Genomic DNA, 19,795 nt, shown 5'->3' on the forward strand with positions numbered 1-19,795 from the left:
GGTCGTCCCGCTCGATGCGGATCCTTCCGGGTCCCCCTTGAGGACTATGGCGTGTCCGGGGCGGGCCTCAGGACACGCTGCTGTACGCGCTGCCCTGGTACTTGAACAGGTCCGTCGTGCGCCGGTTGAACGGTACGGTGACGACTCCCGTGGAGCGGTTGTCGTTGAAGTCGTACGGATTGAAGGCGCGGCCGATGCTCATCGGCGAGCTCTTGGAGACGGGCGCGCCGGCACCGTCGTCCAGCGTCGCCTTCACCGCGACGGTGTACGCGCCGTTCGGCGCGTCCACCTCCCACAGGCTGCCCTCGTCCTGTTCCTCGAAGATCGGCTCCCAGGTGAAGGAGCTGCCGTTGGTCTTGTCGATCTCCGCCACGGCGGGGACGCCGACCCGGTCGATCGTGAGCGGGAAGACCGCCGTGCCCGTCTCCGCGACCTTGGTGAGCTTCGGGGTGCCGTCCGCCGCCGCCTCGACGCGGAACAGGCCGTCACCCTCGTCCCGCCCGCTGCCGGACAGCACCGCGCCGCCGTCGGGCAGGGGCACCGAGCCCGACGCTGTGATGCCGAGCTCGCGAGTCTCGCCGCTGGTCAGGGGGACGGCCTGGGCGGGCGTCCGGGGGGCGCCGTACGGAAGACCTCCCCTTCGCGGCAGCGGCCTCGACTCACCAGGCGAGTTGGGCGATCTCCTCCGCCACCACCGCGCACGCGTCCGCCGCCGGGTCGATCAGGGGGAAGTGGCCGACCTCCTCCAGGAGCGTCACGCCGACCGTCTCGCCCGCCTTCGAGGCCGCCTCGGCGTAGGCGTCGGCGACGGCGTACGGCACGTCGATGTCCGTGCGGCCCTGGACGACGGTGGTCGCGATGCCGGTCGGCAGCAGCAGAGCGGGGTCGGTGTGGGCCGCCCGCTCCTCGTACGCGGACGGGTCGCCGAGCAGTTCGGTGACCGCGCCGCCGCACACTCCCAGCTCGACCGCCCGTCCGAAGTGGGCGATGGGGGCGAGGGCGACGACCCCGCGCAGCTCGGGCGGGGCGGGCAGGCGCCAGGGGGAGCCGGCGGGCAGGACGTGCCGGGCGGCGGCCCAGAGGGCGAGCTGGCCGCCCGCCGAGTGGCCGGTGAGCACGATCCGGCCGGTGTCGGCCTGCGGCAGGTGGGCGGCGGCGAGTCCGGGCAGGGCGTCGAGCGCGGCCGCGACGTCGTCGAAGGTCTCGGGCCAGCGTCCGGCGACCGGGGCGGCACCACCCTGCCGGGGGATGTCGCTGCCGCGCCGGTACTCGACGTTCGCCACGGCGAAGCCGCGCCGGGCCAGGAAGTCCACGAACGGGGTCAGGTGCCGCCGGTCGTACGGCGCCCGCCACGCCCCGCCGTGCAGCGCGACGACGAGCGGCACCCGGTCGCCTCCGCCGCGCGGGGCGTAGAAGTCGACGACCTGGTCCGGGTGGTCGCCGTACGCGGCGGAGGCGTCCGGGGGGACGGCCGGGTGCGAGAGGGCCGACGCCTCTTCGGCGGCATCGCGCGCGGCGGGGTCCGGCATGCTGTTCCAACCTCTCGGATACGGGGCCGAATTGGCCTGACCTGCGGGGACGGTACCAGGAGCGGAGCCCCCGCAGGTCAGGCGATCATCGGACCGTACGAGACCGCGCGCGGCCGCGCGGAACCCGGTCGGGGCCTCAGCCGGGCAGGTCCGCCAGGACCTCCGCGAGCACCCGCGCCGCCCGCTCCGCGTCCGCGAAGCCGACGTACAGCGGGGTGAAGCCGAACCGCAGGATGTCGGGGCGGCGCAGATCGCCGACGACACCGCGCTTGATCAGCTCGGCCATGACGGCGGGCGCGTTCTCGCAGGCCAGCGCGGTCTGGCTGCCGCGCTCGTCGTGCGCGTCCGGCGTCACGGAGGTGACGCGGCCCTCCGGCACGTACGCCCGCACGCACTCCAGGAAGAAGTCCGTGAGCGCCAGGGACTTGGCCCGTACCTCCTCGATGGCGACGCCGTCCCAGACGTCGAGCGCCGCTTCGAGGGCCAGCATCGAGAGGATGTCGGGCGTCCCGACCCGGCCGCGTACGGCGCCTGCGGCCGCCTCGTACCCGGGGGTCATGGCGAACGGGTCGGTGTGCGAGTTCCAGCCGGGCAGCGGCGAGTCGAAGGCGGCCTGGTGGCGCTCGGCGACGTACAGGTAGGCCGGCGAACCGGGCCCGCCGTTCAGGTACTTGTACGTGCAGCCGACGGCCAGGTCGACCCCGTGCGCGTCCAGGCCGACCGGCAGGGCGCCCGCGCTGTGGCACAGGTCCCAGACGGCGAGCGCGCCCGCCGCGTGCAGCGCGGCGGTGATGCCGGGCAGGTCGTGGCGGCGGCCGCTGCGGTAGTCGACGTGGTTGACGAGCGCGGCGGCCGTCCGCGGGCCGGCCGCGGCGGCCATGGCGGCCGGGTCGACGGGCACGATCCGGTGACCCGTCATCCGCGCCGCGGACTCCGCGATGTACCCGTCCGTGGGAAAGGTCGTCGCGTCGACGAGGATCTCGTCGCGGTCGTCGGCGCTCAGCCGGGCCGCCGCGACGACCGCCTTGAAGACGTTCACGCTGGTCGAGTCGCCGACCACGATCTGTCCGGGAGCGGCGCCGACGATCGGGGCGATCCGGTCGCCGATCCGCTCGGGCGCGGTCCACCAGCCGGACTCGTCCCAGGAGCGGATGCGGAGCTCGCCCCACTCGCGGGTGATGACGTCGGCCATCCGGGCGGGGACGTGGGCGGGCAACGCGCCGAGGGAGTTGCCGTCGAGGTAGACGGTCCCGGCGTCGAGGGCGAACTTCTCGCGGTGCTTGCCGAGTTCGTCCGCGGTGTCCAGTTCCTGGGCCCGCTTCCGGAGGTCCGCCCGGTGGGCGTCCGCCTGCTGGAGTTCCGCCCGCCGGGCGTCTGCCTGCTCGAGGTCTGCCATGGCTTCAGTGTCAGACATGGCTGCGCGCCGTCCAGAGCTCCGGGAAGACGTTCTTCTGCGCCCGCTTCTCCAGCCAGGCCACGCCCGCCGAACCGCCGGTGCCGGTCTTCGAGCCCATCGCGCGGCGGGTCGCCACCAGGTGGTCGTTGCGCCATCGCCAGACCAGTTCGGCGACGTCGCTGAGCGCCTCGCCGAGCCGCACGAGTTCGCCGTTCTGGTCGGCGTCCGCGTAGATCCCGGCCCAGACCGCCTCGACCTCGGCCGAGGGCTCGTACCGCTGTCCGAGGTCGCGGCCGAGGACGGCGGCCGGGACGGGCAGGCCGCGGCGGGCGAGCAGCCCGAGGACCTCGTCGTACAGGCTCGGCTCGGTCAGCGCCTTCTCCAGCTCCGCGTGGACGCGGGGCGCGCCCCGGTGCGGGACGAGCATGGACGCGGACTTCTCGCCGAGCAGGAACTCCATCCGCCGGTACATCGCGGACTGGAAGCCGGAGCCCTCGCCGAGCGCGGCGCGGTAGGCGTTGAACTGGGCGGGGGTGAGCTGGGCGAGCGGCCGCCAGGAGTGGTTGAGGGCCTCCAGCTCGCGCACGGAGCGCTTGAGCGCGTCCATGGCGACGGGGACGCGGTCCTCGCGCAGGGCGCGGCTCGCGGTCTCCCACTCGTGGACGATCACCGTGAACCACAGCTCCATGACCTGGGTGGTGACCAGGAAGACCATCTCGCCGGGGTCGTCCGAGCGGAGGTGCTGGAGGTGGGTCAGGACGTCCGCCTGGACGTAGTCCTCGTACGGCGTCGTGCCGGCGAAGTCGAGGTTCGGGTCGTTGGCGACCGAACCGGCTCCGGAATCGGGAGAACCCGGGGAGAGTGACATTGCTGTCTCCTCGATACGAACTACCGGGTAGCGGTCTGCTCCACCGTGCGCACGGTCGTCCGTACGTCACGGGAGCCCCGGTCCCCTCGGGAGGCGGGCTTCGTCGCGCGCCGTCCCAAGCGCATCATGACACGATCGGCCCGGTGATGTAGCTCCCGTCTTCGTCATACGGAAATGCGTTCGACCGGCATCCGTCGAGGCCCTTGATCTGCTGCATCATCGCGGGCGCGGGCCTGCCCGGACCCGGGCAGCCCATGTGCTGCCGGATGCCGATCTCGTGCCCGACCTCGTGGTTGATGATCAGGTGCCGGTACTCGGCGGCCTCCCCCGCGAAGGTCGGCGAGCCCAGCATCCACCGTCTGAGGTTCACCACGACCCCGTCGGTGGTCTCGCAGTTCAGCTCGCCGCGGGTGTCCAGGCCCTGCTGCAGGCAGAGCGCGTCGGCCGTGTCGGGGGTGGCGATCCGGATGACGAAGTCGGCGTCCTCCGAGACCAGCTGGAAGCGGCCCCGGCCGTGCGCGGCCCAGCCGCGCGGATGCGCCAGGATCCGCTGGATCTCGGCGGCCGTGTCACGCGCCGACAGCGCGATGCCCTCCTCGACCTGGACCTGGTAGCGGCGCAGTTCGCCGCCCTCGCCGACGGGTGCGCCGGAGGCCTGCGCGGTGACGAACGTCCCGGCGCCGGACTTCGGCACGGTGGGCGGCTTCACCGGGACCGACGTCGGTTTCGGCGTGGGTGTCGGTGTCGGTTTCGGCGTCGCCTTCGGCGACGGGGGCGGGGTCGGTCGCACGGCCGGCGGCTTCGGTTTCGCCCGTGGGGGCCGGGGAGCGGGGGTGGTCGTCCTCGCTGCCGGGTTCTCGGTGGTCGCCGTCGGTACGGGGGCGGTGGCCGGGGCCGCCGTGACCTCGGCGGGCGGGCCCTCGAAGTGGGCGAGGGCGACTCCGGCGCCGAGCGCCGCCGTCATCAGGACCAGCGTCGGGAGGACGAGCCGCCGCCCGGACCCGCGCCCGGACCCGCGCCTCCTGGAGCCTGTTCGGCGCCGTCCTGCGGTCGTACCACGCTTGCCCACGACAGACTCCCCCCTCGGGTCCTGCGGTCCCGGGGATCGTACCGGGCGTTTCGAACGCCCTTTCCCCACGCGGGAGGAAAGGGCGTTCGGCAGGTACGGGGGGAGACGTCAGCCGAGCGTCTCCGCCGCGGTCTCCGAGGAGTCCCGCAGGAAGGTCGTGCAGCGCTCGAACTCGTCCTTCTCGCCGATCTCGCCGGCCGCGCGGGCGAGCGAGTGCAGGGCGCGCAGGAAGCCGCGGTTCGGCTCGTGCTCCCACGGCACCGGGCCGTGGCCCTTCCAGCCGTTGCGGCGCAGCGCGTCGAGGCCGCGGTGGTAGCCGGTACGGGCGTAGGCGTACGACTCGACGACCGAACCGCGCTCGTACGCGTCGTCCGCGAGCTGGGCCCAGGCGAGCGAGGAGGTCGGGTACTTGGCGGCGACTTCCGCCGGCGCCGTCCCGTTCGCGAGCAGCTCGCGCGGACCCGGGTCGTCGGGCAGGTGGGTGGGGGCCGGTCCCCCCAGGAGGTTCTCATGCATGGCCATGGGGCCAGTCTGCCTCAGTCCCGCCCCCGGAAGGCCCCGTGGCGGGGAAGGACCGGCCCGGGGCGGGGGCCCCGGACGCCCTGCGGCCGGCCCCGCGGCGGGGAAGCACCGGTCCCAGGGCAGCGGCGAGGCAGGGGAGCACCGGCCGCGGGCACGCGGACGCCCCGCACGCCCCGCGGCGGCACCGGCTCCGCTCAGGCCGACGCGTCCCGCCGGCCCGGGTCGAGCGGCGGGGACGTCACCCCGCAGTGCACCTTGCACTCCGGGTGGCAGCCCGCCCGCGCGGGGGTCCGCATCGTCGTCCACGCCACCACCGCGCCCACCACCAGGATCCCCGCGCACATCGGCATCGCCCGCCGGAACGTCGACCCGAACTCCTCCGCCGAGCGGTACGCCTCCGGGCCCATCCCGGCGAGCATCGGCAGCGCGGCCACCGCGAGCAGCCCGGCCGCCCGCGCCGCCGCGTTGTTGATGCCGCTGGCCAGACCCGCCCGGGACACGTCCACCGACGCGAGCACCGTCGCGGTCAGCGGCGCGACCAGGGCCGTCATCCCGAGCCCGAGCACCAGCAGCGCCGGCAGCACGTCCCGTACGTACGAGGCGTCCTCGCCGACCCGCAGCATCAGGAGCATGCCCGCGGCGCACAGCAGCGGCCCCACCGTCAGCGGGATCCGGGGCCCGATCCGCTCCCCCAGCTCCCCGGACTTCGCCGAGAGCAGCAGCATCAGGACGGTCGTGGGCAGCAGGGCCGTACCGGCACCGAGCGCCGAGTAGCCGGCCACCACCTGGAGCTGGAGGGCGGCGAGGAAGAAGAAGCCGCCGAACGCGGCGTACACGCACAGCGTGACCAGGTTGACCGCGGTGAACATCCGGGACGCGAAGATCGACGGCGGCACCATCGCGCGTTCGCCGCGCCGCCGCTCCACGACCACGAACCAGGCCCCGACGAGGACCCCGGCCGCCCCGGCCCACCAGGCCTCGCCGATCAGCGCGTACGTCACGAGCGCGAGCGCCGCCGCCCCCAGGACCGCGCCGAGCACGTCGAAGCGACCGTGCGCGGTCTCGTCCCTCGATTCGGGGACGTGCCGCAGCGCGACGGGGACGCAGAGCGCGGCGAGCGGCACGTTCAGCAGGAACACCCACCGCCAGCCCGGCCCGTCCACCAGCCAGCCGCCCACGAACGGCCCGATCGCCGCCCCCACCCCGCCGAAACCGGACCACAGCCCGACCGCCCTGGCCCGGTCGTCCTCGTGGAAACTCGCCTGGATCAGCGCCAGGGACCCGGGGGTGAGCAGCGCCCCGCCCACGCCCTGGAGGGCGCGGGCGGCGATGAGCACCCCGGCGTTCGGGGCGAGGCCGCACAGGAGCGAGGCGAGCGCGAACCACACCACGCCGATCACGAAGACCCGGCGCCGTCCGAACCGGTCGCCGAGCGAGCCGCCGAGCAGGATCAGCCCGGCCAGGGTGAGCATGTAGGCGTTGACCGTCCACTGCAGAACGGCCAGGTCGGCGCCCAGGTCCTCGCCGATGTGCGGCAGCGCCACATTGACGACGGTGGAGTCGAGCAGCGCCATGCCGGAGCCGAGGACGGTCGTGAACACGATCCATCGCCCGGTCCTGGAGCCCATCCGCACGTCACGCTCGCCCATGCCAGCCATGGTCCTCGCGGAGGCCACCCTGTGCACCCCGGTGCGGGCGTCCGCCGCCCCCGGGACGTCCGTGTCAGGCGGTCCGCAGCCGTGCCGCCGCCCGGACCAGGGCGGCCGCGCCCCGCTGGGCCTTCTCCCGCCGGCAGCCCACGTTCAGCCGGACGAAGCCGGGCGTGCCGTACACCCCGCCCGGCATGATCGCGACCTTCTCGACGGTGATCAGCTCCTCCTGCAGCCGGGTCTCCTCGATGCCGAGGGGCCGCAGGTCGATCCAGGCGAGGTAACCCGCCTGCGGGGGTGACCAGCGAAGATCGGGAAGGCCCGCCGCGAGCTCCTCCCGGACCATGTCCATCGTGCCCGCCACATAGGCGCGCAGCTCGTCCAGCCAGGCCGCGCCGTGCCGGTACGCGGCGATGTGGGCGGTCAGCGAGAGCACGGCGGGCGAGGCGAGCCCCTCCCCGGTCTCCATCCGCCGGACGAAGGCCGCGCGCTCGTCGGGGTCGCCGATGATCCCGTACGAGCCGGAGAGCGCGGGGAAGTTGAACGCCTTGGTGGCCGAGGTGATCAGCGCCCAGCGCCGGCCCCGGCCCCGCTCGGCGATCCGGGTCCACGGGATGTGGCGGTGGCCCTCGGTGGTCAGGTCGGCGTGGATCTCGTCGCTGACGACGGCGGCGCCGTGGCGCTCGGCGAGCGCGGCGAACTCCCGGAGCTCGTCCTCCGTCCACACCCGGCCGGTCGGATTGTGCGGGGAGCAGAGCAGCAGGACCGTGCTGTCCGGCCGGGCCAGCTCCCGTTCGAGGGCTTCGGTGTCGTCGAGGGGGACGCCGCGCAGCTCGCGCCCGAGCCCCGTGACGGCCTTGCGGAAGCCGTCGTACGTGGGGGTGTGGACGACGACGCCGTCGCCGGGCTCGGTCCACATCCGCAGGAGCTGGGAGAGCTGGTTGAGCACGGAGGGCGCGTACACCAGGGAGTCCGGGTCGATCTCGGCCCCGTACCGGGTGGCGTACCAGTGGCGTATCGCCTCGCGGAACTCGCCGAGCCGCCAGTCGGTGTAGCCGAAGACCCCGTGCTCGACGCGGTCGCGCAGGGCCGCGAGGACCTCCGGCGGGGAGGCGAAGTCCATGTCGGAGATGGTGAAGGGGAGCAGGTCGGGGACGCCGAAGCGGTCCGCGATCCCGTCCCACTGGACCGACCAGGTCCCGCGGCGGTCGATCTCCCGGTCGAAGTCGTACGTCGTGGTCACCGCGGTCTCTCCTCCGGACATCGCTCTCCTCCTGACATGCCGAGGGCCCGGCACCCCCACGCCGGGGCGGGGGTGCCGGGCCGCTCGTCCAACGCCTGCCTCGGCGCTTACTTCAGCTTGGTGCCGGTCGAGCGCAGCGCCGCGCACGCCTCGGTCACGCGGACGGCCATGCCGGCCTCGGCCAGCTTGCCCCAGGTGCGGGGGTCGTAGGTGGACTTGACGCCGACCTCGCCGTCGACCTTCAGCACACCGTCGTAGTTCTTGAACATGTGGTTCGCCACCGGACGCGTGAAGGCGTACTGGGTGTCGGTGTCGAGGTTCATCTTCACGACGCCGTTCTCCAGGGCGGTCGCGATCTCCTCGGCCGTGGAGCCCGAGCCGCCGTGGAAGACGAAGTCGAACGGGGACGGCTTGCCGTACTTCTCGGCGACACCGGCCTGGAGGTCCTTGAGGAGCTCCGGGCGGAGGACGACGTTGCCCGGCTTGTAGACGCCGTGCACGTTGCCGAAGGAGGCGGCGAGCAGGTAGCGGCCCTTCTCGCCCAGGCCGAGGGCCTCGGCGGTGCGGAGCGCGTCGTCGACGGTGGTGTACAGCTCGTCGTTGATCTCGTGGCTGACGCCGTCCTCCTCGCCACCGGTCGGGGTGATCTCGACCTCAAGGATGATCTTGGCGGCGGCGGCCTTCGCGAGCAGCTCCTGGCCGATGGCCAGGTTGTCGGCGAGGGTCTCGGCGGAGCCGTCCCACATGTGCGACTGGAACAGCGGGTTCTCGCCCCGGGCGACGCGCTCGGCGGAGATGTCGAGCAGCGGACGGACATAGCCGTCCAGCTTGTCCTTCGGGCAGTGGTCGGTGTGCAGCGCGACCGTGATGTCGTACTTCGCGGCGACGATGTGCGCGAACTCGGCCAGGGCAACGGCGCCCGTGACCATGTCCTTGTTGTACTGGCCGCCCAGGAACTCGGCTCCGCCGGTCGAGATCTGGATGATGCCGTCGCTCTCGGCCTCCGCGAAGCCGCGCAGGGCGGCGTGCAGGGTCTGGGACGAAGTCACGTTGATGGCCGGGTAGGCGAACTTGCCTGCCTTCGCCCGGTCGAGCATCTCGTTGTAGACCTCGGGGGTTGCGATGGGCATTCGTCCGCTCCTTGTGATGTGCGGGGTGTGTGCGTTGCTGTCCCTGACCTGGGGGCGACGTCATCGTCGACGCCCATCCTTCCAGACTCTTCTCCGGGCTCCCACGGGCCCGGCACACCGAGGGGCGGGGTGTTTCACGTGAAACACCCCGCCCCTGGGTAAAAACGCAGGTCAGGACAGCAATCACCGATGTCCGGGACCTAAGTCACGACTTCGCGGCGGTTACGCCAGGTCGAGATCGGCCAGCTGGTAGCCCGTGAGGTACGCCAGACCCGCCCCGGCGATGGCCTCGGCGGCGCCCCGGTCGACGATCGTGGCCACGGCGACGACCTCGCCGCCGGCCTCGCGGACGGCCTCCACGGCGGTCAGCGGCGAGCCGCCGGTGGTCGAGGTGTCCTCGACCACCAGGCAGCGACGGCCCTTGACGTCCGTGCCCTCGATACGGCGCTGCATGCCGTGCGCCTTCTGCGCCTTCCGTACGACGAAGGCGTCGAGGCGCTGCCCGCGCGCGGCCGAGGCGTGCAGCATCGAGGTCGCGACCGGGTCGGCGCCCAGGGTCAGACCGCCGACGCAGTCGAAGTCCAGGTCGGCCGTCAGGTCGAGCATGACCTGACCCACCAGCGGCGCGGCCTCGCCGTCCAGCGTGATCCGGCGCAGGTCGATGTAGTAGTCGGCTTCCAGACCCGAGGAGAGGGTCACCTTGCCGTGCACCACGGCCTTGTCCTTGATCTGCTGGAGCAGCTCAGCGCGTACGTCAGTCATGCCCCGAGCTTAAAGGGCACTGCTCAGAGGCGGCGCCAGCGCCAGGTGCTCTCGACCTCCAGCGGATCGATCGGGGTGACCAGGCGGGGGTGGGTGTTGAGGCCGTTCGGCGGGCCGGACTGCGGCTCGACGCAGACGGCCTCCTCCTGCTCGTCGTAGATCACGACCCACTCGGCGCGGCTGGTGACCTTCAGCTCCAGCTCCTCCGGCCAGGTGAGGGTGACGTCGACGCCCTCGGGCATGCCGAAGCAGTCGTCCCAGGGGCCGGGGGTGCGGTCGATCCGGCGTCCGGTCGGGAGGTGGTCGTCACCGCGCTCCTCCTGCCAGGCCGGGGTGAAGTCGAGGCGCGCGTCCTGGCCGCCCCGGCCGAGGTTCCGCAGGAACCAGGGGTGCCAGCCGGCCTGGGCCGGGAAGGAGTCGTCGTAGGTCTCGACGCCGAAGCGGAGGGTGAGGGCGTCCTCGGCCAGCTCGAAGACCTGCGTGACCCGGCCCTGGTACGGCCACGGGTCACCCAGCTCACAGGTGAAGACCGCCTCGGTCGCGGAGGTCCTCGCGGTCTTCCACGCGAGGTCGCGGACGGTCCCGTGGATGGCGTGCGGGGGCGCGTTGACCGGCAGCTGATGGGTGGTGGCCCCGTTGCGGAAACGGCCGTTCCCGGTCCGTCCGCACCAGGGCACCATCGGGAAGGTGCCGAACCGCTCGCCCTGGCGCAGCAGCTCGGTGCCGCCGATGCGCAGGCTCTCGATCCGGCAGCCGTTCTCGGGGCTGATGGTCAACTCGGCGTCGCCCGCCGTCAGGTGCGTCTGCATGCTCACGCTCCGACCCTAATCGTGCCGACGGCGTCGGCGCAGTGCGCGGGAGCCGTGTCAGCGGCGGCGGCCCTGGCAGTAGCGCCGGCGCACGGCGCGGTGCTCCGGTCAGACGCGGCGACGCGCGCGGGCGGTGGTCCTGTCAGCGGCGGCGGCGCGCGGTGCCCGGTCAGCGGCGGCGGCGCAGTGCGCGGCTGACGACCACGGCGGAGGCGAGCGCGAGGGCCGCGGCCGGGGCGATCCAGCGCAGGGTGGCACCGGCGCTCGACGCCTCGGGCGCGGGCACCGGGGCGTACCGGCCGCGCGGCGGCGCGTGGTCGACCTCCTCGGCGCTGCGGCCGATCATGGTCCGGCGGGCGTGGGCGGCCTCGGCGGCCGGCTGCGGGGCGGGGAAGTCGATGGGCGTGGCGCCGAAGTCCTCGTCCAGGCGGGGGTCGAGGGAGGACGGCGGCACCGGCGCGTCGAAGACGGGGCTCCGGCGCGGCTCCTCGACACCGTCGTCGACGCCGTCGTCGTCGGAGTCGCCGACGGCGTCGGAGCGGTCGGAGCCCTCGGGGCCGTCGGAGGCGGGCTCGACGACGTCATCGGCAGCGGCGGCCGCCGCTCCCCCGGGAGCCGTTTCCGCGTCCGGCGCTTCCGGCACCCCCGGCTTCTCCGCCAGCGCCGCCAGTCCCTCCACGAACTTGTCGAGCAGCTTCGCGCCCGCCGTGGACCGGGCCTCGTCCGTCACCTCGGCGAGCCGGCCGGCCGCCGTCAGACCGCCGGTGAAGCTCAGGCTGGTGCCCTCGGCCACCGGAGTGAGGACGACGGTGAGCGACAGCTCCGCCGTGCCCTTGCCCCGGGCCTCGGTCCCGTGGCCCTCGTAGGTGATGGCACCGTCCCGCTCGACGACCTTCAGGGCGCCCCGGTAGGTGATGGTGTTGCCGCCGACCCGCACCTTGAGCCGGCCCGTCAGCGGACCGGCCTCCGCGTCGGCGTCGCGCTGGAGGCCGGGGACGCAGCGCACCACCCGGGCCGGGTCCGTGAGCGTCGCACGCAGAACCGCGGCCGGGACCGGGACGAACACCTCATGCTCCATGGAAGCCGAGCCTACTCAGACGGGGGCGCGGCGTCGCCCGTTCGGCACGGAACCCGGTTCCTTCACCCTCCGTACCGCGGGTGCACCAGCGTCGACGGGGGCGGTTCGGCGCCCCGGCCGCGCTCGGCGCGGCGCGCCGCGGCCTCCAGGGTGTGCTCGCCGAGCGAGCGCAGCCGGGGCACGTCGGGGGCGAGGCCGAGGGCGGGCGGGCGGCTGCCCCGTGCGGCCAGCAGGAAGCCCCAGTCACCGGGGCCCCGCCCCGTGCCGTCGGCGCGGTCGGCGCGGTCGGGTCCCGCGGTGAAGCCGGGAGTGCGGCCGCTCGCGCTGTAGGGGCGGGTCGCGAAGCCGGCCGCGCGCAGGGTGGCGTCCACGGTCCAGTAGACCCGGGGCCGGTCGTCGACGGACCCGGCGTGCACGGCGAACCGTCCGGAGGGGGTCAGGACCCGGGCCACCAGCCCGTAGAACTCCTGGGCGTACAGCTTGGTGCTGGGGGTGATTCCGGGGTCGGGCAGATCGGAGATCACCACGTCGTACCGTTCCTGCAGACGAGCGGTGGCGCCCCGGAGCCAGTGGAAGGCGTCCGCGTGGACCACCCGGACGCGCGGGTCGCGGAACGCCTGCCCGTTGAGCTTGGCGAGGGCCGGGTCCGTCCGGGCGAGGCGGACGACGCCCGGGTCGAGTTCGACGACGGTGACGGAGCGGACCCCGGGGTAGCGCAGGGCTTCGCGGGCGGCCATGCCGTCACCGCCGCCCACGATCAGCACGCGGGCGTGCGGGCCGTTCATCGCGGGGTGGACGAGGGCCTCGTGGTAGCGGTACTCGTCCCGTCCTGCGACCCGGAGGCGGCCGTCGAGGAACAGGTCGGGCGGGCCTTCGCGGCTCCCGGTCACGACGATCTCCTGGAGTTCGGTGTGGACGGCGACCCGCACCCGCTCCCCGTACACCGCCCGGCGAGCGGCCTGTTCGAAGTCGTCGACGAGCACGGTCGCCGTGGCGAGGACGGCGAGGACCGCCACGTTCACCGCGACGAGCAGGGCACGCGAGCGGGTGGTCAGGTCGCGGCGGAACACCCAGAGGACGAGGCCGCCGCCCGCCACGGCGTTGACCGCGCCGGTGACGAGGGCGCCGGTGAGCTGGCCGAGCCAGGGCAGCAGCAGGAAGGGGAAGGCGAGGCCGCCGACCAGGGCACCGACGTAGTCGGCGGCGAAGAGGTCGGCGACGGTGCCGGCGGCGTCGTCCTGCTCCCCGAGCGAGGCCTTCCGCCCGGACCGGCCCGACCGGTCACCCCGCTGTATGAGCGACATCAGCAGGGGGATCTCGGCGCCGATGAGCACCCCGATGGCGAGCGAGAACGCCACGAGGACGTACCGCGACTCGCCGAACCAGGCGAAGGCCGCGTACAGCACCATCGCCGAGGTGCCGCCGACGAGCGCGAGTCCGGCCTCGACCAGGCCGAAGCCGACGGCGGCGCGGCAGCGCAGCGCCTTGGCGAGGAGCGAGCCCACTCCCATGGCGAAGACCATGACGGAGAGCACCACGGAGGCCTGGGTGACCGAGTCGCCGATCAAGTAGGAGGCGAGCGCGACCAGTTCGAGCTCGTAGACCAGGCCGCAGGCGGCGCAGACGAAGACCACCGCGAGGACCGGGAACCGCACCGTCTCGCGCGACGGCTCGGGCCGCCGCACGGGCGCCCGCCGCACCCTCTTGGGTGGCATGGTCACGGTCGGCTCGATCATGGCCGTAACGCTACGTCACGACCAGGGCGCCCCCTGTCACCCACACGAGTGGACCTGGAGCGCCAGGAGGGCGTATCAGAGCGTGGCGGGCATACGCACGCCGATACGGGTCCTGGTGACCACCAACTGCCCCTCCTGCGGGTAGGCGTGCCAGGTGCGCCACCGCACCTGGCCCTCGTGGCGCTGCGCCAGCATCGCCGTGAAGGCGTGCGGGGAGCCGGGAAAGGTCCCCGCGAGCCCGTTGGGATGGTCGGCGACGAGCGCCAGCAGTTCCTGCGCCCGGCCCGCGAAGGAGCCGTGCGAGAGCGTCTCGACGCGGGCGGCGAATTCGTACTCCCATTCGCCGACACGCTTGGAGACGCCGAGCGGCAGCGGGGTGCTGCTGCCCGGCATGCAGGCGACGGTCTCCGAACAGCTGCGGCCCTCCTCTTCCAGGAGCACCTGGTGGGAAGCGCCGAGCAGCCTCAACTGCAGCTTGGCGCCGGAGAGTTCGAGGTCGAGCACGGCCAGGGCGGGCAGCGGCTCGCGCCCGAGGGCCCAGGCCAGATCGGCCGCGCGGGTATCGGTGTAGGAGGTCTTCAGGGTGGTGAGCATGGGTCGGCTCCGCAAACACGGTTTGACGGGTGGGCCGGGGGCGCCCCGGAGAAGGGTTCAACGGGAGTGGGGAATCGCCGACTCGGGTCCACACATGGTCCGAGGGCTGTCTCTGTCAGGAGCGAGAGAACCACGGACGCCGGACGACTCGCAGCGTTTTTACCCAACTTGCCGTGTTTTCCAACCCCTTCGGGGAACCCACAGTTCACTTGTTCAATCAGAACTGATCGACACGTCTGCTCTGATTGCCCACGTCACGTGCCACGCGCCTGCGGAGCCGTCAGCCACTCCGGTGCTCAGCTGGAGCCACCGCCGCAGCCGCCACCCCCGCCACCGCAGCTGGAGGACCCTCCGCAGGAGGAGCTGGAGCCGCCACCGCAGCCGCCGCCCCCACCGCCGTCGGCCCACGTGGTGCTGCCGCCGCTCGACCCCGAGCGCCGCCGCCGCCGCGGCGGCGCGCTGCGGAACGCACCGCGGAACATGCTGGCGAGCCACAGGAACACCGCGATGCCCAGAATGATGAAGACGATTTCCATCAGTACTACCCCCGTTCTCTTGTGCGAGGGAGATTCCCTCACGCGCGCGTCGTCAAAGCGCACTTGAGGAAGTCCAGAGCTTCGCCGCAGGATGGCCGTCATGACACGACCGCCGCTCAACCGCCACCTTGCCGAGTTCGGGACGACGATCTTCGCCGAGATGTCCCAGCTCGCCGCCAGGACCGGGGCCATCAACCTCGGCCAGGGCTTCCCCGACACCGACGGCCCCGAGGAGATCCGGGAGGCCGCGGTCCGCGCGCTGCGGGACGGACGCGGCAACCAGTACCCGCCCGGCACCGGCGTCCCCGAGCTGCGCGCGGCCATCGCCGACCACCAGCGGGACCGGTACGGCATCGACCTCGACCCCGACACGGAGGTGCTCGTCACCGCGGGCGCCACCGAGGCGATCGCGGCCTCGCTGCTCGCCCTCGTCGCACCGGGCGACGAGGTCATCGCCCTGGAGCCGTACTACGACTCGTACGCCGCCTGCATCGCGATGGCCGGCGGGACCCGGGTCCCCGTGACCCTCCGCCCGCACGACGGGGCCTACGGCCTCGACCTCGACGAACTGCGGGCCGCCGTCACCGACCGGACCCGGCTGATCCTCCTCAACACCCCGCACAACCCCACCGGCACCGTCCTCACCCGGGCCGAGCTGACCGCCGTCGCCGAGCTCGCGATCGAGCGGGACCTGCTCGTCGTCACGGACGAGGTGTACGAGCACCTGGTCTTCGACGACGCCGAGCACCTGCCGATCGCGAGCCTGCCGGGGATGCGGGAGCGCACGGTCACCATCGGCTCGGCCGGCAAGACGTTCTCGTTCACCGGCTGGAAGGTCGGCTGGATCACCGCGAGCCCCGAGCTGACCTCCGCGGTCCGCTCGGCCAAGCAGTTCCTCACGTACGTGTCCTCCGGCCCGTTCCAGTACGCGATCGCCGAGGCCCTGCGCCTCCCGGCCGCGTACTACGACACCCTCCGCGCGGAGCACGCCGCCAAGCGGGACCTGCTGAGCGAGGGCCTCGCCCAGGCGGGCTTCGCGGTCTACAAGCCCGCCGGCACCTACTTCGTCACCACCGACATCCGCCCCCTCGGCGCCGAGGACGGCTTCGCCTTCTGCCGCTCGCTGCCCGAGCGCGCCGGGGTCGTCGCCATCCCCAACGCCGTCTTCTACGACCACCGCGAGGCCGGCGCCCCCTTCGTCCGCTTCGCCTTCTGCAAGAAGACCGAGGTCCTGGAGGAGGCCGTCTCCCGCCTCAAGCACCTGTCCTGACACACCCGGCCGCGGCGGCGCGGACGCCCGAGAGCCCGGCCCCTCGGAAGGGGCCGGGCTCTCGGTGCGGTGCGGGGAGGCTCAGGCCTCTTCGTCGCCGGCGGCCTTGTCCTCGGGGGACTCCAGGCCGAACTGCTCGACGACCCACTTGTCGAACTCGATGGAGGCGCGGACCCAGCTGACCGTGGAGGACACGAAGTGCTCCAGGGCGACGCCGGTGCCGATCAGCATCTGGGCCTCACCGATGAGGCGGAGGGTGGCGGAGCCGTCCTCCTCCTCGTGCAGGTGGGTGTAGACCTTCGGCCACAGGGTGCGGCGGTTCCAGTCGTCGATCGCGTCGAGGATCTTGGCGCGGTCGTCGGCCGAGTGCGGGCGGTCGTAGAACGTCCGCACCGAGAAGACCTGCTGCTCGTCCTCTCCGCGGAACATGAAGTACGTGCGGAATTCCTCCCACGGCGCCGCGAGGTCACCCTCGTCGTCGATGACGTACTTCAGCTCCATCTGCTCGAGGAGCTGCTTGACGAGGTCCTGGTCGGGGACGACGGGGCCCGCCGGTCCTGCGGCCTGAGGCTGGGGCTGGCCCCCGAAATTCGGAATCGAGGACGGGTCGATGCTCACCGTGTATTTCCCTTCGTACGGATGTCGCCATCCTCCCCCATGCCGGGCGGTCTGTGGCAAGCCCTGCCTCCCGCGATCCGCTGCGGGCTGACAAGAACCGGTGCGCCCGGGGGAAGGCACCGCCGGGAAATGCGGGGAAACACGGGAAACAAGGGAAACGCGGAAAACGGAGAAACGAGGGGCGCCCGCGCCTCCGTGCGGGTCACGTACGGGGACGGTCACCGTCCTCGTACGTGCCGGAGCCCCCTCCGCCGCCCCGAGCGGCCGTGACGCCGCCCGGGGCGCTGAGGGCCGCCTAGCGGCCCGCCGGCCCCACGATCAGGCCGTCCTCGAAGCGGTCCACCCGGACCGTGTCACCGTCCTGGACCTCGCCCGCGAGGATCTCCTTGGCGAGCCGGTCGCCGATCGCCGTCTGGATGAGGCGGCGCAGCGGCCTGGCGCCGTACGCCGGGTCGTTGCCCTCCTCGGCGAGCCACTCCAGGGCCTCCGGGGTGACGTCCAGGGTGAGCCGCCGCTCGGCGAGCCGCCGGCCGAGCCGGTCGATCTGGAGCCGGGCGATCCGGCCCAGCTCGGCCCGGTCGAGGGCGGAGAAGACCACCAGGTCGTCGAGCCGGTTGAGGAACTCCGGCTTGAAACTGGCCCTGACGACATCGAGGACCTGCTGCCTCTTCACGTCCGCGGGGGTCAGCGGGTCGACCAGGTACTGGCTGCCCAGGTTCGACGTGAGGATCAGGATGGTGTTGCGGAAGTCCACCGTCCGGCCCTGCCCGTCGGTGAGCCGCCCGTCGTCCAGGACCTGGAGCAGGACGTCGAAGACCTCCGGGTGCGCCTTCTCCACCTCGTCGAGCAGGACCACGCTGTACGGGCGGCGGCGGACCGCCTCCGTGAGCTGGCCGCCCTCCTCGTACCCGACGTAGCCGGGAGGCGCGCCGACCAGCCGGGCGACGCTGTGCTTCTCGCCGTACTCCGACATGTCGATGCGGATCATGGCCCGCTCGTCGTCGAAGAGGAAGTCCGCGAGCGCCTTCGCCAGCTCCGTCTTGCCGACACCCGTGGGGCCGAGGAAGAGGAAGGAGCCGGTGGGGCGGTCGGGGTCGGCGATGCCCGCGCGGGTGCGGCGCACGGCGTCGGAGACGGCCTGGACGGCCTCGGACTGGCCGATCAGCCGCCGGCCGAGCTCGTCCTCCATGCGCAGCAGCTTCTGCGTCTCGCCCTCCAGGAGGCGGCCGGCGGGGATGCCGGTCCAGGCGCCGACGACGTCCGCGATGTCGTCGGGGCCGACCTCCTCCTTGACCATGGTGTCCTTGGCGGACTCCTGCTGGGCCTCGGCCTCGCTCGCCTCCTCCAGCTCCCGCTCCAGGGCCGGGATCTCCCCGTAGAGCAGCTTGGAGGCGGTGTCGAAGTCGCCGTCGCGCTGGGCGCGCTCGGCGCGGCCCCGGGTCTCGTCGAGGCGCTCCTTCAGCTCGCCGACCCGGTTGAGGGACTGCTTCTCGCGCTCCCAGCGGGCGGTCAGGCCGCGCAGCTCCTCCTCGCGGTCGGCGAGGTCGCGCCGCAGCTTCTCCAGGCGCTGCCTGCTGCCCGCGTCGGTCTCGTTCTTGAGGGCCAGCTCCTCCATGCGGAGCCGGTCGACCGAGCGCTGGAGCTCGTCGATCTCGACCGGCGAGGAGTCGATCTCCATGCGGAGCCGGCTCGCGGCCTCGTCGACGAGGTCGATCGCCTTGTCGGGGAGGAAGCGGGAGGTGATGTACCGGTCGGAGAGGGTCGCGGCGGCCACCAGCGCGGAGTCGTTGATCTGCACCTTGTGGTGGGCCTCGTACCGGCCCTTGAGGCCGCGGAGGATCGCGATGGTGTCCTCGACCGTGGGCTCGGCGACGAGGACCTGCTGGAAGCGGCGCTCCAGGGCGGGGTCCTTCTCGATCCGCTCGCGGTACTCGTCGAGGGTCGTCGCGCCGACCATGCGGAGCTCGCCGCGGGCCAGCATGGGCTTGAGCATGTTGCCCGCGTCCATGGCGGAGTCGCCGCCCGCGCCCGCGCCGACGACCGTGTGCAGCTCGTCGATGAAGGTGATGATCTGGCCGTCGCTCGCCTTGATCTCGGAGAGCACGGTCTTCAGGCGCTCCTCGAACTCGCCGCGGTACTTGGCGCCGGCGACCATCGCGCCGAGGTCGAGCGAGACCAGCCGCTTGTTCTTCAGCGACTCGGGTACGTCGCCCTTCACGATCCGCTGGGCGAGGCCCTCGACGACGGCGGTCTTGCCGACGCCGGGCTCACCGATGAGGACCGGGTTGTTCTTGGTGCGGCGGGACAGCACCTGCACGACGCGGCGGATCTCGTGGTCGCGGCCGATGACCGGGTCCAGCTTGCCCTCGCGCGCGGCGGCGGTGAAGTCCGTGCCGAACTTCTCCAGCGCCTTGTACTGCCCCTCCGGGTCGGGTGTGGTCACCCGGCGTCCTCCCCTGCTCTTCTCGAACGCGTCGAGCAGCTTCGAAGCGCTCGCGCCCTGCGCGTCGAGGATCTCACCGGCCTGGCCGCCCTTGGCCGCGATCGCGACGAGGAAGTGCTCGGTGGACAGGTAGTCGTCGCCGAGCTCCTTGGCCTGCCGGTCGGCGTCGGCGATCACGGCGAGGAACTCGCGGCTGGGCTGCGGGGGCGCGACCGTGGACCCGGTGACGCTCGGCAGGGCGGCGAGCAGCCGCTCCGCGCCGGAGCGCACGACGGCCTGGTCGGCGTCGACGGCGACGAGCAGGTCGGTGATGTTCTCGTTCTCCTGACCGGTGAGCAGCGCGAGCAGCAGGTGCGCGGGGGTCAGGTCGGCGTGCCCCTCGGACACGGCGCGGCTGCTGGCCGCGTTGATCGCGTCCCGGCTCCGGTTGGTCAGTTCGGCGTCCACGTGCGGTGCTCCTCCTGGGTTGCTTCGGGTCCTCTCCCTTTATGACTCCTCCAGGGTACACAAAGTTGAGTCGATCGCGCTCAAGGTGTCGAACGG

Annotated in this window: 18 protein-coding genes; 1 reads left to right on the top strand and 17 read right to left on the bottom strand. The window is 72.8% G+C overall.

All coding sequences use genetic code 11. The features are described 5' to 3' along the window. Positions 1 to 67: 67 nt before the first annotated feature. The 15 genes from AMK27_RS17265 to AMK27_RS17335 form a co-directional block, all read right to left on the bottom strand. Positions 68 to 541 (bottom strand): hypothetical protein, encoded by a 474-nt coding sequence (locus tag AMK27_RS17265; RefSeq protein WP_073908203.1) that lies wholly within the window; start codon positions 539 to 541, stop codon positions 68 to 70. A gap of 118 nt (positions 542 to 659) precedes the next feature. Continuing rightward, the gene (locus AMK27_RS17270; protein ID WP_073908206.1) at positions 660 to 1,529 is read right to left on the bottom strand and encodes an alpha/beta hydrolase; all 870 of its coding nucleotides are present in this window, start codon (positions 1,527 to 1,529) and stop codon (positions 660 to 662) included. Positions 1,530 to 1,665: 136 nt separating this feature from the next. Continuing rightward, positions 1,666 to 2,925 (bottom strand): kynureninase, encoded by a 1,260-nt coding sequence (gene kynU / locus AMK27_RS17275; RefSeq protein ID WP_079188487.1) that lies wholly within the window; start codon positions 2,923 to 2,925, stop codon positions 1,666 to 1,668. A gap of 10 nt (positions 2,926 to 2,935) precedes the next feature. Further along, positions 2,936 to 3,793, bottom strand: coding sequence for a tryptophan 2,3-dioxygenase family protein (locus tag AMK27_RS17280; protein WP_073908208.1), 858 nt, complete (start codon positions 3,791 to 3,793; stop codon positions 2,936 to 2,938). 124 nt (positions 3,794 to 3,917) lie between these two features. Then, positions 3,918 to 4,757 (bottom strand): DUF3152 domain-containing protein, encoded by an 840-nt coding sequence (locus AMK27_RS17285; RefSeq protein WP_079188488.1) that lies wholly within the window; start codon positions 4,755 to 4,757, stop codon positions 3,918 to 3,920. A 213-nt stretch (positions 4,758 to 4,970) separates the two neighbouring features. Beyond that, positions 4,971 to 5,384: a DUF3151 domain-containing protein gene (locus AMK27_RS17290; protein WP_030323572.1), complete on the bottom strand. Its 414-nt coding sequence runs from the start codon at positions 5,382 to 5,384 to the stop codon at positions 4,971 to 4,973. Between the two features lie 194 nt (positions 5,385 to 5,578). Further along, complete coding sequence (locus AMK27_RS17295) at positions 5,579 to 7,033, bottom strand: MFS transporter (protein WP_073908214.1); 1,455 nt, start codon at positions 7,031 to 7,033, stop codon at positions 5,579 to 5,581. A gap of 73 nt (positions 7,034 to 7,106) precedes the next feature. Further along, positions 7,107 to 8,297, bottom strand: coding sequence for a MalY/PatB family protein (locus tag AMK27_RS17300; protein WP_073908217.1), 1,191 nt, complete (start codon positions 8,295 to 8,297; stop codon positions 7,107 to 7,109). A gap of 86 nt (positions 8,298 to 8,383) precedes the next feature. Then, the gene (gene fbaA / locus AMK27_RS17305) at positions 8,384 to 9,406 is read right to left on the bottom strand and encodes a class II fructose-bisphosphate aldolase (protein ID WP_073908220.1); all 1,023 of its coding nucleotides are present in this window, start codon (positions 9,404 to 9,406) and stop codon (positions 8,384 to 8,386) included. Positions 9,407 to 9,628: 222 nt separating this feature from the next. Next, the gene (gene pyrE / locus AMK27_RS17310) at positions 9,629 to 10,168 is read right to left on the bottom strand and encodes an orotate phosphoribosyltransferase (RefSeq protein WP_073908223.1); all 540 of its coding nucleotides are present in this window, start codon (positions 10,166 to 10,168) and stop codon (positions 9,629 to 9,631) included. 23 nt (positions 10,169 to 10,191) lie between these two features. Next, a complete protein-coding gene (locus tag AMK27_RS17315; RefSeq protein ID WP_073908226.1) occupies positions 10,192 to 10,977 on the bottom strand; it encodes an aldose epimerase family protein in 786 nt (261 codons plus the stop codon). Positions 10,978 to 11,146: 169 nt separating this feature from the next. Continuing rightward, positions 11,147 to 12,055, bottom strand: coding sequence for an SRPBCC family protein (locus AMK27_RS17320; protein ID WP_073908229.1), 909 nt, complete (start codon positions 12,053 to 12,055; stop codon positions 11,147 to 11,149). 62 nt (positions 12,056 to 12,117) lie between these two features. Further along, on the bottom strand, positions 12,118 to 13,770 hold the full coding sequence (locus tag AMK27_RS17325; RefSeq protein ID WP_073909454.1) for a polyamine aminopropyltransferase: 1,653 nt from the start codon (positions 13,768 to 13,770) through the stop codon (positions 12,118 to 12,120). 96 nt (positions 13,771 to 13,866) lie between these two features. Next, the gene (locus AMK27_RS17330) at positions 13,867 to 14,385 is read right to left on the bottom strand and encodes a DUF2617 family protein (RefSeq protein WP_073908232.1); all 519 of its coding nucleotides are present in this window, start codon (positions 14,383 to 14,385) and stop codon (positions 13,867 to 13,869) included. 296 nt (positions 14,386 to 14,681) lie between these two features. Continuing rightward, positions 14,682 to 14,921 (bottom strand): hypothetical protein, encoded by a 240-nt coding sequence (locus tag AMK27_RS17335; protein WP_073908236.1) that lies wholly within the window; start codon positions 14,919 to 14,921, stop codon positions 14,682 to 14,684. 100 nt (positions 14,922 to 15,021) lie between these two features. Here AMK27_RS17335 and AMK27_RS17340 point away from each other — a divergent pair, with 100 nt between their 5' ends. Then, complete coding sequence (locus AMK27_RS17340) at positions 15,022 to 16,191, top strand: pyridoxal phosphate-dependent aminotransferase (RefSeq protein ID WP_445194856.1); 1,170 nt, start codon at positions 15,022 to 15,024, stop codon at positions 16,189 to 16,191. An 81-nt stretch (positions 16,192 to 16,272) separates the two neighbouring features. Here the strand turns inward: AMK27_RS17340 and AMK27_RS17345 are convergent, their stop codons facing one another. Both AMK27_RS17345 and clpB read right to left on the bottom strand, forming a co-directional pair. Then, entirely contained in the window at positions 16,273 to 16,809 is a 537-nt protein-coding gene (locus AMK27_RS17345; RefSeq protein ID WP_073908242.1) for a YbjN domain-containing protein, read from the bottom strand. A gap of 295 nt (positions 16,810 to 17,104) precedes the next feature. Continuing rightward, on the bottom strand, positions 17,105 to 19,699 hold the full coding sequence (clpB, locus tag AMK27_RS17350) for an ATP-dependent chaperone ClpB (protein ID WP_073908245.1): 2,595 nt from the start codon (positions 19,697 to 19,699) through the stop codon (positions 17,105 to 17,107). Positions 19,700 to 19,795: the final 96 nt, after the last annotated feature.

The organism is Streptomyces sp. CB02009 (assembly GCF_001905825.1).
Lineage (GTDB): Bacteria > Actinomycetota > Actinomycetes > Streptomycetales > Streptomycetaceae > Streptomyces.

What these genes read in the sequence shown, in the direction of transcription:
- AMK27_RS17270 (WP_073908206.1), bottom strand. Translation starts at nt 1,529, where the DNA reads ATGCCGGACCCCGCCGCGCGCGATGCCGCCGAAGAGGCGTCGGCCCTC.
- kynU (WP_079188487.1), bottom strand. Translation starts at nt 2,925, where the DNA reads ATGGCAGACCTCGAGCAGGCAGACGCCCGGCGGGCGGAACTCCAGCAG.
- AMK27_RS17280 (WP_073908208.1), bottom strand. Translation starts at nt 3,793, where the DNA reads ATGTCACTCTCCCCGGGTTCTCCCGATTCCGGAGCCGGTTCGGTCGCC.
- AMK27_RS17285 (WP_079188488.1), bottom strand. Translation starts at nt 4,757, where the DNA reads ATGACGGCGGCGCTCGGCGCCGGAGTCGCCCTCGCCCACTTCGAGGGC.
- AMK27_RS17290 (WP_030323572.1), bottom strand. Translation starts at nt 5,384, where the DNA reads ATGGCCATGCATGAGAACCTCCTGGGGGGACCGGCCCCCACCCACCTG.
- AMK27_RS17295 (WP_073908214.1), bottom strand. Translation starts at nt 7,033, where the DNA reads ATGGGCGAGCGTGACGTGCGGATGGGCTCCAGGACCGGGCGATGGATC.
- AMK27_RS17300 (WP_073908217.1), bottom strand. Translation starts at nt 8,297, where the DNA reads ATGTCCGGAGGAGAGACCGCGGTGACCACGACGTACGACTTCGACCGG.
- fbaA (WP_073908220.1), bottom strand. Translation starts at nt 9,406, where the DNA reads ATGCCCATCGCAACCCCCGAGGTCTACAACGAGATGCTCGACCGGGCG.
- pyrE (WP_073908223.1), bottom strand. Translation starts at nt 10,168, where the DNA reads ATGACTGACGTACGCGCTGAGCTGCTCCAGCAGATCAAGGACAAGGCC.
- AMK27_RS17315 (WP_073908226.1), bottom strand. Translation starts at nt 10,977, where the DNA reads ATGCAGACGCACCTGACGGCGGGCGACGCCGAGTTGACCATCAGCCCC.
- AMK27_RS17320 (WP_073908229.1), bottom strand. Translation starts at nt 12,055, where the DNA reads ATGGAGCATGAGGTGTTCGTCCCGGTCCCGGCCGCGGTTCTGCGTGCG.
- AMK27_RS17325 (WP_073909454.1), bottom strand. Translation starts at nt 13,770, where the DNA reads ATGCCACCCAAGAGGGTGCGGCGGGCGCCCGTGCGGCGGCCCGAGCCG.
- AMK27_RS17330 (WP_073908232.1), bottom strand. Translation starts at nt 14,385, where the DNA reads ATGCTCACCACCCTGAAGACCTCCTACACCGATACCCGCGCGGCCGAT.
- AMK27_RS17335 (WP_073908236.1), bottom strand. Translation starts at nt 14,921, where the DNA reads ATGGAAATCGTCTTCATCATTCTGGGCATCGCGGTGTTCCTGTGGCTC.
- AMK27_RS17340 (WP_445194856.1), top strand. Translation starts at nt 15,022, where the DNA reads ATGACACGACCGCCGCTCAACCGCCACCTTGCCGAGTTCGGGACGACG.